Origin of the sequence: Perlabentimonas gracilis (assembly GCF_011174675.1) — a bacterium.
Taxonomy (GTDB): Bacteria; Bacteroidota; Bacteroidia; order Bacteroidales; family Tenuifilaceae; genus Perlabentimonas; species Perlabentimonas gracilis.
Genome location: NZ_JAANIG010000024.1, coordinates 32,818 through 45,915, shown reverse-complemented (window position 1 = coordinate 45,915; position 13,098 = coordinate 32,818). Strand labels below are relative to the sequence as shown.

Genomic DNA, 13,098 nt, shown 5'->3' with positions numbered 1-13,098 from the left:
AGCCATAACTTAAGGTTTATTGTTTATTACTCGAACCTTTTTGGGTTAACTGCGTACATACAAAATATTCATGCTGCCCTCCGGGCTAAATTTGAAACTTAAAACTATCATTTATAAATAAAACTTGAACAGATGAACAGGACGAAAGCTTTCTCTTTTTTTAAGCCATTGGCTTTGGTGTTGATGCTAATGCTTAGCATAAATGCTAATGCACAGAAGGAAAGACTGCAGACAGCACTAATTTATCAATTGACCAGACTAGTTGAGTGGTGCCCCGAAGGAAAACAAGGGAATTTTGTTGTTGCAATCGTGGGTAACGAGCCAACACTACTTACCGAACTTCTTGCCCTTCAGGTGAGGCGTGTTGGAACACAGCAAATTGAGGTGAAGAGTTTTGCAAGTATTGGCGATGTAACCAAGGCAAATATACTTTTTATACCCGAATCGATGTTCGACAATGTTGAAGAAATCACGGCAAAGGCAGGGGGCGAATGCACTATGCTTATCAGCGATAAGGTGGGTGCAGCACGCCGAGGAGCAGGTGCTGATGTCAGCCTGGTATACAACACCAGGGTCTCTAAGCTTGAACTTGAGATTAACAGGGGAAATATGAGGAGCAAGGGCTTCAGCGTTAACGATCAGCTATATAACCTAGCGACTAATATCTACTAAAAACCCCACCAGCTATGGAAGTTAAGTTTTCCTTATCGAAAAAACTTTTTATTGGGTTTGGACTAATTATCGGCTTGTTTATCATCTCGTCTATTGTAACCTTTGTTATCCTTACACAAAACGATGAAATAAACCGGAAGCTGTCCGAACAGAACACCCCCTCAGTAAACCGGCTTATTGAGCTACAAAATCTAGTGGCTGAGTCGAAACTGCTGATAAAAAACTGGGTGTATATAGATAAACTCCCCGACACTCCGGACAAGAATAGGCTTCAAGAGCTCCATAGCTCCCTATACCCGGGTGTGGTTAGTGAGATTAGGCCGTTGATTGAAAACTGGAACGCTTCGGACAGGGAGCTTTTCAATGAGGTAAATCAGAAGGTAACTGAAACCCTATTTCGCGACCACAAGCATGTAATGACGCAGCTCAATACTTTTGACAGCTATAACGATTTTCTAATCCTTATGGATGTTGAGGGTATGGTTGATGCTGGTGGCTCTATTATCACCACAACCGACCAAATTCTCGATCAGCTTACAGAGCTTATAGCTAATCAGCAAAACGAAGCAGTAATTGCCTACGAGCAGATTGAATCATCAACATCATTCTTCAGAATATTTATCATCATTGGGGGATTACTAATTGTTTTCTTTGGCATAGTAATCTCTGTTTACATCACGTCAACCATCAAGCAGTCCATAAATACTGCTTCGGATGCTATCTCCAAGCTAGCCAATGGGGAACTTATGTCGGACTTTGACATAAAGGGAAGCGATGAGATTGCCAAGTTGCTGTTCGACCTTAAAGCAATGATAGGGAGATTGCGTGATACCGTTAATTCAATTATTGATGGTTCTAGCGAGATTGCCAGTGCCAGTATGGAGTTAAATAATATTGCTCAGGGAATTCTTGGTGGGGCGTCAACACAAGCAAGTAGCGCCGAGGAGGTTTCGTCGTCGATGGAAGAAATGGTGGCGAATATCCAACAAAATACGGAGAACTCGAGCAATACCAACAAGATTTCCGACAAGCTTGCCGTTGATATTGAGAAAATTGGAGCAGAATCGGAGAAGAGTATGAGCTCTATCAAAAAGATTTCCGATAGAATTAACATTGTAAATGATATCGCTTTCCAAACTAACTTGCTAGCCCTTAATGCTGCTGTTGAAGCAGCACGCGCGGGTGAGCACGGCAAAGGTTTTGCGGTTGTGGCTGCCGAAGTGCGTAAACTAGCTGAGCGAAGCAAGGTTGCTGCCGACGAGATACTGAAGCTTTCGAAGGAGAGCGTAACCAACACCGAATCTTCAGTTGAACTAATCCGTGAAATCATTCCCGAGATTAAGCGTACATCGGTGCTAATTCAAGAGATTACAGCAGGTAGCGTTGAGCAGAATAATGGTGCTGAGCAAATCAACAATGCCATTCAGCAGCTTAATAATGTTACTCAACAAAATGCCGCTAATGCCGATGTGCTGGTAACCAGCTCAGAGAAAATGAACGGTGAAGCTGAGAACCTTAAGCAAATAATTGGCTTCTTTAAAACTGAGCGTAGCAGCAGCGTGTTTACTAAAAAGGTGGCAGCACCTGTTAAGCCAGTGAAACCAACCCCAAAACCAGAGGTAAAGCCAAAGCTTAAAACAATTCCTCCAAAAGAAGCACCCCAGCCCATAAAGGGAAAAGGAGGGGTGAAGTTGAACTTGGGGGGTAACATTGGCCCTAAGGACGACGATGGGTACGAAAGGTTCTAATAACCCAACCATAAGTAAAGGCGGCCATTGGCCGCCTTTACTATTTGTTAAGCTTTGGGAATTCTTTGCACCATGCAGCTATACCGCACGAGGAACACTTGGGTGAACGGGCAATGCAGGTATATCGCCCATGCAGAATTAGCCAGTGGTGTGCCACCGCCCAGAGATCCTGTGGAATATACTTCATTAGCTGCTTTTCTGTTTCGAGTGGAGTTTTGGCGTTGTGCGACAACCCTATACGGCGGGCAACCCTAAAAACATGGGTATCCACAGCAATGGCAGCCGTATTGAAAGCCACCGAAGCCACCACGTTAGCTGTTTTCCTGCCTACACCGGGCAGGGATTGCAAGTCCTTGAGATCAGTAGGAATTTCTCCCCCAAACCTTTCCACCACCCCCTGAGCCATCCCAACCAGATTCTTAGCCTTATTATTTGGATACGAACACGACTTGATGACCTCATAAACCGCCTCGGGCTGAGCAAAAGCTAAGGTTTCAGGAGTTGGAAACCGCTCGAAAAATGAGGGTGTAATCATATTTACCCGCTTATCGGTACATTGTGCCGACAGAATAGTTGCCACAACAAGTTCATAAGGATTGTTGAAGTGGAGTTCAGTTTCGGCTACAGGCATATTCTCCTTAAAATACTCAATTACTTTCTCGAAACGTTCTTTACGAGTCATCAGTGTTTTGTATTAAATAAGCAGTAAAAGTATAGGCAGTAAAAATAAAGAAAACCGACAGGATTGCTGTCGGTTTTCACTAATAAAGTGTGATATATTCTTAGTAAAGGAAGCTAAGCAAGATACCCGCAGCAACTGCGCTACCAATAACACCAGCAACGTTAGGCGCCATGGCATGCATAAGCAGGTAGTTAGACTTATCGTACTCCATACCAATGTGGTGCGAAACCCTTGCGCTATCGGGCACTGCCGATACACCTGAGTTACCGATCAGCGGATTAATCTTATTCTCGGTGCTAAGGAAAAGGTTCATAAACTTAACAAAGAGAATACCAGTAGTTGTGGCAAGGATAAACGATGCAGCACCCAACCCAAAGATCATTACCGATGAGGGGTTTAAGAATACTGTGGCTTGGGTAGAGGCACCAACTGTAAGACCAAGCAGTATTGTAACAATATCTACCAGTGGGCCACGTGCAGTCTCAGCCAAGCGACGAGTAACACCACTCTCTTTAAGCAGATTACCAAAGAAGAGCATACCCAACAGCGGCAAACCACTTGGAACCACAAAAGTTGTGAGCAACATACCAATGATTGGGAAAAGGATCTTCTCCAACTTGGTAACGGTACGTGGGGGCTTCATTCTAATCACCCGCTCCTTTGATGTGGTAAGCAACCGCATAATAGGTGGCTGAAGCACAGGCACAAGAGCCATATACGAGTATGCCGAGATGGCAATGGCACCCATTAAGTGGGGAGCTAGCTTTGAGCTAATAAAGATAGCCGTTGGGCCGTCGGCACCACCAATGATACCAATAGCTCCTGCCTCAGCACCTGTAAATCCAAGGGCAAGTGCAAGTGCATAAGCACCAAATATACCAAACTGGGCCGCAGCACCAATAAGTATCAACTTTGGGTTGGAGATTAGGGTAGAGAAGTCCGTCATAGCCCCAATACCCAGGAATATCAATGGAGGATACACACCGTACCTAACTCCAAAGTACAGGTAGTTAAGCACCGACCCCTCCTCGTATATACCAACCATAAACCCTTCGGTAAAAGGAATATTCCCCACAATGATACCAAACCCAATGGGTATTAGCAGCATAGGCTCCCACTCCTTAGCAATGGCCAAGTATATAAAAAACAGCCCTATGGCTATCATAATACCGTGTCCCCAGGTGAAATTTGAGAAACCGGTATTGCTGTAGAAATGGAGGAGGTGTTCTGTTAAAAAGCTGAAAAAACTTTGTCCTTCCATACTGTTACTCTCCTATGGTTACTAGGATGTCGCCTTCCATAACCGAGTCACCCTTGTTCACATTAATTTTAACAATCTTACCATCCTTGTCGGAATCGATATTGTTTTCCATCTTCATCGCTTCAAGGCATAGCAACTTCTGGCCCTTCTTCACTGTTTCTCCCTCCTTAACATACAGGTCGAGAATTACACCGGGCAGTGGCGACTTAACGTAACCAGCTCCCTTGGGGGCCGATGGCGCACTAGTTTTGGATACTGATGGATGGCTATCGGTAGATGGAACAGCCGAAGGGCGAACGAGCTTGGGGGTTTTGGTTTGCTGAATAGCTTTCTCCATCTCCACCTTGTAGCTTGTTCCGTTCACCTCAACCTCGGCAATATTATCCTCTACGGAAACGACATTTACATCGTACTGATTGCCGTGTATAGTAAATTTATAGTTTTTCATTTTGATGTATTATTACGAGTAAGGGTTTCGTTTAACTGCTTTATTCATTATACCATAAATTTTGCTGCTCCAAGGCGAGTATGTCCTTGATATCTTATTGATGGTAAGGGTTAGGCTCTCCTGGTCATGCAGCTCGCTTTTGAAAAGATGCATTGCCATGGCAATGGCAGCCATCTCCTCTCCGCTCGATTTCACCTTCTCGGCTTTCTCTTCACCCTCCTGCTCGTTACCTTTTGGCTTGCGTTTAGCAAATAGCTTAGTAACAAAATGGATGAGGTTGTCGATATTCTGGAAAACTATGGCAGAAATTGCTAGCACTGATATCACCACCAGCATGGCCATTGCGGCCATCCCCACGCCATAGGGATCGAGCTTCACGAACTCCTCGGCAGCATTGGTTTGAGCAGCGGATAATAGAATTGGACTTATATTCATAGCTCTGCTGTGGATTTAAAGTGGTAAATTGGAGTGCTTACGGGGTGGATTCAAGTCCTTCTTGGTTTGCAACGACTGCAATGCCCTGACGATACGGAAACGCGTATTCCTTGGCTCAATCACATCGTCGAGATAACCAAACTTGGCCGCTACGTATGGGTTGGCAAACTTATCCTTGTACTCATTCTCCTTCTTAAGCAGGAAGTCCGCTTTGGCCTTCTCGTCCTCAATGGTTTCCAGCTCACGGCTCAGAAGAACTTCAATGGCACCTTTGGGGCCCATAACTGCAATCTCCGCACCCGGCCAAGCATAGTTAATGTCACCACGTAGGTGCTTCGAGCTCATCACGTCGTAAGCTCCACCGTAGGCCTTACGAAGGATTACAGTAACCTTGGGAACGGTTGCCTCACCGTAGGCGAAAAGCAGCTTAGCCCCGTGAAGAATAATTCCGTTGTACTCCTGACCCGTTCCGGGAAGGAATCCGGGAACATCAACAAGGGTTACAATTGGAATATTGAAAGCATCGCAGAAGCGAACAAAACGTGCAGCTTTACGCGAAGCGTTAATATCTAACACACCCGCCATATACTTTGGCTGGTTGGCCACAATGCCCACTGACATACCATTGAAACGAGCAAATCCAGTAACAATGTTAGGAGCGTAATGGCGGTGTACCTCAAGGTACTCGCCATAGTCGGCAATAGCTTCAATTACATCAAGCACATCGTAAGGTTTGTTAGCCACCTCAGGGATAATCTCGTTAAGCCTATCCTCAAGTCTGTCGATTGGATCGTCGCAGGGAGCAACTGGGGGATCCTCAAGGTTGTTTTGGGGTAGGTAGCTTAGCAGCTTACGGATAAGCTGAATGCCCTCCTCCTCTGTATCGGAAACAAAGTGAGCCACACCCGACTTAGATGCGTGCACATCGGCACCGCCAAGCTGATCGGCTGTTACCGTTTCGCCGGTTACAGTTTTCACCACTTTGGGGCCGGTAACAAACATGTAGCTGGTGTTACGGCTCATCACAATGAAATCGGTGAGCGCGGGTGAGTATACTGCACCCCCTGCGCAGGGCCCAAAAATTGCAGATATCTGAGGAATTACTCCTGAAGCCAGGATGTTGCGCTGGAAAATATCGGCATAGCCTCCCAAGCTCTTCACACCCTCCTGAATACGGGCTCCACCACTATCGTTTATACCAATTACAGGAGCACCCACCTTCATGGCCATATCCATTATTTTGCAGATTTTGGCGGCATACATCTCCGATAAAGAACCACCAAATACGGTGAAATCTTGCGAGAACACGTACACTATTCGGCCATCGATTGTTCCATAGCCAGTAACAACACCATCGGATAGGTAGGATTCCTTTTCCAATCCAAAGTCTATACAACGGTGCGACACGAACATATCAAACTCCTCAAAACTACCCTCGTCGAGCAGCATATCGATGCGCTCGCGGGCAGTAAACTTGCCCTTTTTATGCTGGGCTGCTATGCGTTTCTCGCCTCCACCAAGCTTCGCTCTCTCGCGTAGCTCAATTAGTTCCTGAATCTTTTGCTCCTGAGTCTTAGTCATTTTAACTAGTATTTTGGAAGTATTATCAATATTGTTGTTTACTTATTCTTGTTCTCGCATAGCTCAGTAAGCACACCAAAGGTTGACTTTGGATGTAGGAATGCAATATCGAGCCCCTCGGCGCCCTTACGTGGTGCCTTATCAATTAGATTTACTCCTTTCTCCTCGGCTGTCTGCAGCTGATCTTCAATCTTATCAACAGCATAAGCAATATGATGAACGCCCTCGCCCTTCTTGTCGATAAACTTACCGATTGGCCCTTCAGGGTCGGTCGATTCTAGCAATTCAATCTTTGTTTGGCCAACCATGAAGAAGGCGGTTTTCACCTTTTGCTCCTTAACCTCTTCAACGTTATAGCATTTAAGACCGAATACGTTTTCGTAAAAAGGAATGGCTTCATCCAAACTCTTTACTGCAATTCCAATGTGTTCAATGTGAGTAATCTTCATAGCTTGTGGGGGTTTAATTATTCTGACTACAAAAGTAGTAGGTAACCTTTTAACTAAGGTAATGAAAAATCAGCTTTTGAGCATATAACCACTTGTTGTGCAACATATTTTGTATGAGTGTTCAATATGAGTAGCTAGTGTGCGCCGCGTATTTTTGGTATTTTTGCACAGCATTAAACATATAATTAGTATGAATTGGCAAGAACGAACCGAGCTTCTTATTGGTGTTGAGGCTAGTAGCAACCTGAAAAACAAGCACGTACTGGTAGTTGGACTTGGTGGTGTTGGCGCCTACGCTGCGGAACAAATTTGCCGTGCTGGTGTGGGCGAAATGACCATTGTGGATGGAGATGTACTAAATCCAAGCAACCGCAACCGACAACTACCAGCACTGGTAAGTACAACGGGAAAGCCAAAGGCTCAAGTTGTTGGCGATAGATTGATGGATATAAATCCAGAGCTCAAGCTCAATGTCATACAAGAGTACATCCGCGACGATAGGATGATTGAGATTCTGGAAACAAAATTCGATTACGTGGTGGATGCCATTGATACGTTATCGCCTAAGATTTTTTTGATATATCACTCTTTGCAAAAGGGGCATAAGCTGGTTAGCTCTATGGGTAGTGGCGGAAAGCTCGATCCATCCAAGGTGGAAATTGCCGATTTCTCCAAATCGCGCATTTGTCCATTGGCCAGAGTACTTCGCAAACGGTTGGGGCGATTGGGCGTTAGGGGAGGTTTTATGGTGGTATTCTCCACCGAAGAGGTGCCAGAACATGCCATGGTTCCGTGCGAGGATGAGCCCAATAAGAAAACCACCATCGGCACCATCTCGTATATGCCCCCGCTATTTGGGTGTTTAATGGCCTCGGTGGTGGTGAGGGAACTTATTAGTGATAAAGCTTTATAGAAAATTACACTAGTGTCCGACTAAGTCTTTTTTAAAATGATAATAATGTAATAGATTTCTCGCTTCGCTCGAAATGACAGGCTGTTACGCTGTATGGGGTAAGGGGGAGAAGGCGGCTACGCCGCCTTCTCCCCCTTACCCCCTTAGACCTCTTGAAAGTACTGTCATTTCGAGCGAAGCGAGACCACGAAGTAGCAGCGAAGCTAAATCTATATTTATTAGTCGGTCAGTAGTGAAAATTCAGTATTTTCTTGGTGTCCCTTTGTGGCTACTTTGTGTCACTTCGTGAAACTGAATTGATAAACTATTTCACGAAAACCACAAAGGTTCACTAGATTTTTAGTTAATCCACTTCATTTATCCAAAATAGTCCGAGCACGACTTAGAGTCGCACTCGGACTAAATATTTTTACTCCTTCAACCACTTATCCAACCAAGCCTTAAACTCGCGCTGCCAAAGAATACCGTTTTGTGGTTTTAGCACCCAGTGATTCTCGTCGGGGAAAAAGAGGAATTTGCTTGGAATATCGAGCATTTGTGCCGTGTTAAAAGCGGCCATCCCTTGAGTGTATGGTATGCGAAAATCTTTACCGCCATGGATAACCAGAATTGGCGTATCCCAATTCTTAACATAGTTATGGGCGCTATGCTTATAGCTATTCATGGCCACCTTGTTATCGGTCTCCCAAGGGGCACCGCCCATCTCCCACTGATCGAAAAACATCTCCTCGGTGGTCATATACTCCATCTCGGAATGGAACACACCACAATGCGAGATAAACGCCTTGAATCGGTTATTATGATTGCCGGCAAGCCAGAAAACGGTGTAGCCTCCGTAGCTTGCACCAACTGCCCCAAGCCTTTCCTCGTCAACCCAAGGCTCCTGCTTTACCTCGTCTATTGCTGCAAGGAGGTCGCGCATTTCTTGTCCTCCATGATCCTTGCTAATCTCATCGGTCCAGGCCTGTCCAAAAGTGAGCGAGCCGCGACGAGCCGGGGCAACCACTACGTAACCGTTGGATGCCATGATGGAAAAGTTCCAGCGGTAGCTCCAGAACTGGCTAACGGGGCTTTGAGGGCCACCCTCGCAGTAAAGCAGTGCTGGATACTTTTTAGATTTATCGAAATTAGGTGGAAGAATAACCCAGGTATGTACCATCTTACCATCAGTAGATTTTATCCACCTACGCTCGATGGTTGGCATAGTGAGCTGGCTCATGATATGGGTATTTATTTCCGATAGTTGCTTCTGCTCGCCAGTTATTGGATTGATGCTAAAAATTTCGGCAGGCGAAACCATTGAAACCTTGTCGCCAATTAGCATATCGCCAGCAATGGCAACAGAATGGTAATCGTGTAGGCCATCAGTTATGGCAGTAATCTCACGAGTAGCAATATCCATTTTATAAATTTGGTGAGTAGCCTCAACACCAGCCACAAAGTATATAGAATTTCCGTCGGGGGTCCACTGAATATTCGAGGGTGAATGATCGAAATGAGGGGTTAGATAAGTTCTTTCTCCCGACTCCATATCCATCATAAAAACTCGTTCCTTATCGGCCTCAAAACCTGCACGCTCCATCGATAGCCACAGCATTTTATCGCCACTTGGCGAAAAATTTGGCTGCCAATCATAGCCCATCATCCCTTCAGTAAGGTTTTTGGTCTCTGCCTTCTCAATATTATATAGGTAGATATCGGAATTTGTGCTAAAGGAATACTCCTTGCCAGTTAACTTTTTACAGGTGTAGGCAATAGCCTTACCGCAGGGCGACCAGGTAATCTCCTCCATACCACCAAAGGGCTTTAGGGGCGAATCGTAGGGTTCGTTGGGCATTATATCAACAGGATTAAGAACCTTTTCGCCTGTAAAATCGGCTACAAAAATATGGCTGTAGAAGCCATCCTCCCATGTGTCCCAGTGGCGATACATCAAATCTTCGTACATCATTCCGCTAGCCTTGGGCAGGTCTGGATAAATATCGGCAGTGGCCTTATCGACCTTAACCTCGCTTATAAACAGTATTTTATCGCCTTTGGGCGAAATGGAAAACCCATTGATATCGCTCTCGAAATTCGAAATTTTTCTGCGGTTCTTACCATCGGCATTCATTGTCCAAACCTGTGCGGTTTCACCCTCGGTAGAGATAAATGCAAGCGTGCTATTATCAACCCAAGCCAAGTTATACTCGTGGGCAGCGGTTTTGGTAATCTGGATTTTGTTAGTGCCATCGGCATTCATCATGAACACCTCGCTGTTGCTGCGGTTCTGCTCAATGGAGTAAAACGAAACGGTGTAGGCAACCTTCTCGCCATTGGGCGATACGGCCACCTCGCCTAGCCGTCCAAACGACCACAGCACCTCGGGAGTTAACAATCCGTTCTCGATCGTAATGTCTGCGGGCCCAATAATATTTTCTGTTGATTTTTGGCTAGTGTTGCACGATACTGCGAGTAGCAAAACCAGCATCAACCATAGATGTATTTTTCTCATAGCTAGTTGAATTAGGAAAGTTTTGCTAAAGGTATGAATTGTAGGAGTAACGAACAATGATAATTGGTAGGAGATTTTTTGGAGGGGGAGATATAAAAAAAACAAACACAGACCTGCCCGCTGGCAGGCGGGGGCACTGAGGCACAGAGAAAGAGGATTTTGGAGAAAGATAAAGAGAAGAGAAACCGAACACAGACCTGCCCGCTGGCAGGTCTGTGTTGAAAAACAAAAAACGAATCTACTTCTTCAAATCATAGAAACACCTTTTGGGTGAGTGCAAAACGCCATCGGCCACAAGGCTTTTGATGCTCTTGTCAACTTCCTTTTTATCAATTCCGGCGGCTTCGGCCACCTCGCCAGCTTTCATGGGCTTGCCAGCGCTCTTAATGGTTTCGAGTACTTTGTCTTTTGGTTCCATAGCTAAATGATTAGTGTTTAATGAATAACGACAGTAATTTATATGGGTTTATGCAAATGTACATACTAATGGCAATTGCCCTCACATCCACAGCTCAGGTTGCCAGTGCGAGCCTTCTCGAACGCCTCGCGCCCCTCCGTAAATGCAAACCACGCAATGCCCAGCGATCCCAGGTTATCAACCCAGCCAATACCTGTAAACTCGTACAAAAGGCTAGATGCCAGAAGTATGAACGAGAGGTAAAAGCATGTTTTGGTACAGTTGGCATCGGCAATAATGGCTGCGGAATTAAGCTTACGCCCTACGTTTTGCTTTGCCCGCATTAAAAACCACATCGTTAGTATTGATGCTGATGAAACGATAATACCAACAACTGTTGTTCCGGGCTCGTCGCCAGTATAAAAATTTATTGCAACCCCTACTACCAAGCCAAGGGTTAACAAGTAAAAGGCCGTGCCGGTAATCCTAAGCGCATTCTTTTCAAAGCTATCGGGGGTTTCGGCCTGCGACTTACGCATCCTAAGCACCATATGCAGAATTCCAAATGCCGATATCATCTCAACAAAGCTATCAACCCCAAAGCCCAACAGTACTAGGGTGTCATCGCTTATGCCAAAGAAAACGGAGATTAACCCCTCGGCAAAGTTGTAGGTAAGGGTAATTATGGTTAGGATTAGGGCTAGCTGAATAAGTTTTTGTCGTTGCATTACTCTAGATTTACACATTCAAACACCCAACCTCAAAGTTTGTTTAAGGTTTTTAATGGTTTTTAATATATGAACCCGAATAACCACAAGGGAATTTGATTGCCATACCCAGTGTCAATGCCATCAATGGCTAGGTAAGCATTCTCTACCCCCTCAATTTGTTTGTGACTCTTGTTTTTTCCTCCAACTTCAAAGGTGTAACGACCATCAATTAAAAAATCGCCTTTTTGTGTGTAGCTAACTGCATGCTTTGCGCTTAGGGCATTGTAGAAAAACGTCTCGCGTTCATTACCTGTGTTTGATGATGTATTTGCTAGTGCAAACATAAGGTTGGTGTTGTGCAAATAAATTTTATCGGGTTTTGTTAATCGACTTATACCCTTGCTATCGGAGTACAACATGCTAATAAGAAGGGCATCGTTGAGATAATGGAGATAATCCTTTAGGGTATTCTTTGAAATTCCAATCCTTTCGCTGAGTTTTTCAATATTTGGTTTAAACGGAACGCTCTCGGATATAACATAAAGTAATTGCTTCAACTTGTTTATGTTACTATAACTAACTCCAGAAATATAGGGTAAGTCACTCTCAAGGATCTGAAGAATTACTCCATTCAACTTATGATGATAATTATCAATCCCCTCTAAAAAAAACGGGTAGTATCCGTGGTTGATGTATTGATTAAACCATTTTATGGGTTTTGTTTCTTTCCAAATATGCTTGGCAACCGATTCGTGGTCAGTCAATATCTCATCTAAAGAAATTGGAGCTAAATTTAACTTTGTAGAAAAGTTAATAAACTCTCTTAGCGACAATCCAGGCAAATTGTAAACTACGCTACGTCTTGACAAATCGCTTAGTCCTTTTGAAAGATGGAGAAGAGATGACCCGGTGTAAACAACTTTTAAATCAGGAAAAAGGTCGTAAATGTTTTTCAATTCCAACGACCAATTTGGATAGTGATGAACCTCGTCGATAAGTAAAACTTTACCTCCGTTTTTATAAAACTCATCGGCAAAATTGAGTAAACTATTCTCGGTGAAGTATAGATTATCGAGGCTTATATAAACAAAAGAATCGTTTTTTAGCAACGTTTTTGCATACTGCAACAGCAGGGTGGTTTTACCAACACCTCTACTCCCCTTAATGCCTATTAGCCTTTCGTTCTGTTTTAGCCACTCAATTTGAGGTCGAATATTAGTTACCTTAACCATTTCAACCACCCTTGCGGAAAAATCATAAATTGAATTCATAAAAAAACGGTTTGTGCATTGACCAAATATAGCAATT

At 44.3% G+C, this 13,098-nt stretch carries 13 protein-coding genes; 3 read left to right on the top strand and 10 right to left on the bottom strand.

Features of this window, described 5'->3' with window-relative positions:
* Nucleotides 1-132: 132 nt before the first annotated feature.
* Together G8O23_RS11090 and G8O23_RS11085 are read left to right on the top strand one after the other, a co-directional pair.
* Nucleotides 133-672 carry a YfiR family protein gene (locus tag G8O23_RS11090; protein WP_166364771.1) on the top strand — a complete coding sequence of 180 codons (540 nt, stop codon included), beginning with the start codon at nt 133-135 and terminating at the stop codon, nt 670-672.
* 14 nt (nt 673-686) lie between these two features.
* Complete coding sequence (locus G8O23_RS11085) at nt 687-2,420, top strand: methyl-accepting chemotaxis protein (protein ID WP_166364769.1); 1,734 nt, start codon at nt 687-689, stop codon at nt 2,418-2,420.
* 40 nt (nt 2,421-2,460) lie between these two features.
* On the opposite strand, the gene nth is transcribed toward G8O23_RS11085, so the two are convergent.
* The 6 genes from nth to mce form a co-directional block, all read right to left on the bottom strand.
* Nucleotides 2,461-3,102 carry an endonuclease III gene (gene nth / locus G8O23_RS11080; RefSeq protein WP_166364767.1) on the bottom strand — a complete coding sequence of 214 codons (642 nt, stop codon included), beginning with the start codon at nt 3,100-3,102 and terminating at the stop codon, nt 2,461-2,463.
* A 100-nt stretch (nt 3,103-3,202) separates the two neighbouring features.
* Entirely contained in the window at nt 3,203-4,363 is a 1,161-nt protein-coding gene (locus G8O23_RS11075) for a sodium ion-translocating decarboxylase subunit beta (protein WP_166364765.1), read from the bottom strand.
* A 4-nt stretch (nt 4,364-4,367) separates the two neighbouring features.
* Complete coding sequence (locus tag G8O23_RS11070) at nt 4,368-4,811, bottom strand: acetyl-CoA carboxylase biotin carboxyl carrier protein (protein WP_166364763.1); 444 nt, start codon at nt 4,809-4,811, stop codon at nt 4,368-4,370.
* Nucleotides 4,812-4,823: 12 nt separating this feature from the next.
* Complete coding sequence (locus G8O23_RS11065) at nt 4,824-5,246, bottom strand: OadG family protein (RefSeq protein WP_166364761.1); 423 nt, start codon at nt 5,244-5,246, stop codon at nt 4,824-4,826.
* Nucleotides 5,247-5,261: 15 nt separating this feature from the next.
* Nucleotides 5,262-6,827, bottom strand: a complete 1,566-nt coding sequence (locus G8O23_RS11060; RefSeq protein ID WP_166364759.1) for an acyl-CoA carboxylase subunit beta — start codon at nt 6,825-6,827, stop codon at nt 5,262-5,264.
* A gap of 38 nt (nt 6,828-6,865) precedes the next feature.
* Nucleotides 6,866-7,276 carry a methylmalonyl-CoA epimerase gene (gene mce, locus G8O23_RS11055; RefSeq protein WP_166364757.1) on the bottom strand — a complete coding sequence of 137 codons (411 nt, stop codon included), beginning with the start codon at nt 7,274-7,276 and terminating at the stop codon, nt 6,866-6,868.
* Nucleotides 7,277-7,460: 184 nt separating this feature from the next.
* Here mce and G8O23_RS11050 point away from each other — a divergent pair, with 184 nt between their 5' ends.
* Nucleotides 7,461-8,189, top strand: a complete 729-nt coding sequence (locus G8O23_RS11050) for a tRNA threonylcarbamoyladenosine dehydratase (RefSeq protein WP_166364801.1) — start codon at nt 7,461-7,463, stop codon at nt 8,187-8,189.
* A 409-nt stretch (nt 8,190-8,598) separates the two neighbouring features.
* On the opposite strand, the gene G8O23_RS11045 is transcribed toward G8O23_RS11050, so the two are convergent.
* The 4 genes from G8O23_RS11045 to G8O23_RS11030 all read right to left on the bottom strand — a co-directional run bounded on the left by G8O23_RS11045 (nt 8,599) and on the right by G8O23_RS11030 (nt 13,061).
* Entirely contained in the window at nt 8,599-10,683 is a 2,085-nt protein-coding gene (locus G8O23_RS11045) for a S9 family peptidase (RefSeq protein ID WP_166364755.1), read from the bottom strand.
* 238 nt (nt 10,684-10,921) lie between these two features.
* The gene (locus G8O23_RS11040; RefSeq protein ID WP_166364753.1) at nt 10,922-11,101 is read right to left on the bottom strand and encodes a MarR family transcriptional regulator; all 180 of its coding nucleotides are present in this window, start codon (nt 11,099-11,101) and stop codon (nt 10,922-10,924) included.
* A gap of 65 nt (nt 11,102-11,166) precedes the next feature.
* The gene (locus G8O23_RS11035) at nt 11,167-11,808 is read right to left on the bottom strand and encodes a cation diffusion facilitator family transporter (RefSeq protein ID WP_219932496.1); all 642 of its coding nucleotides are present in this window, start codon (nt 11,806-11,808) and stop codon (nt 11,167-11,169) included.
* 62 nt (nt 11,809-11,870) lie between these two features.
* Nucleotides 11,871-13,061, bottom strand: coding sequence for an ATP-binding protein (locus G8O23_RS11030; protein WP_166364750.1), 1,191 nt, complete (start codon nt 13,059-13,061; stop codon nt 11,871-11,873).
* Between the last annotated feature and the right edge of the window lie 37 nt (nt 13,062-13,098).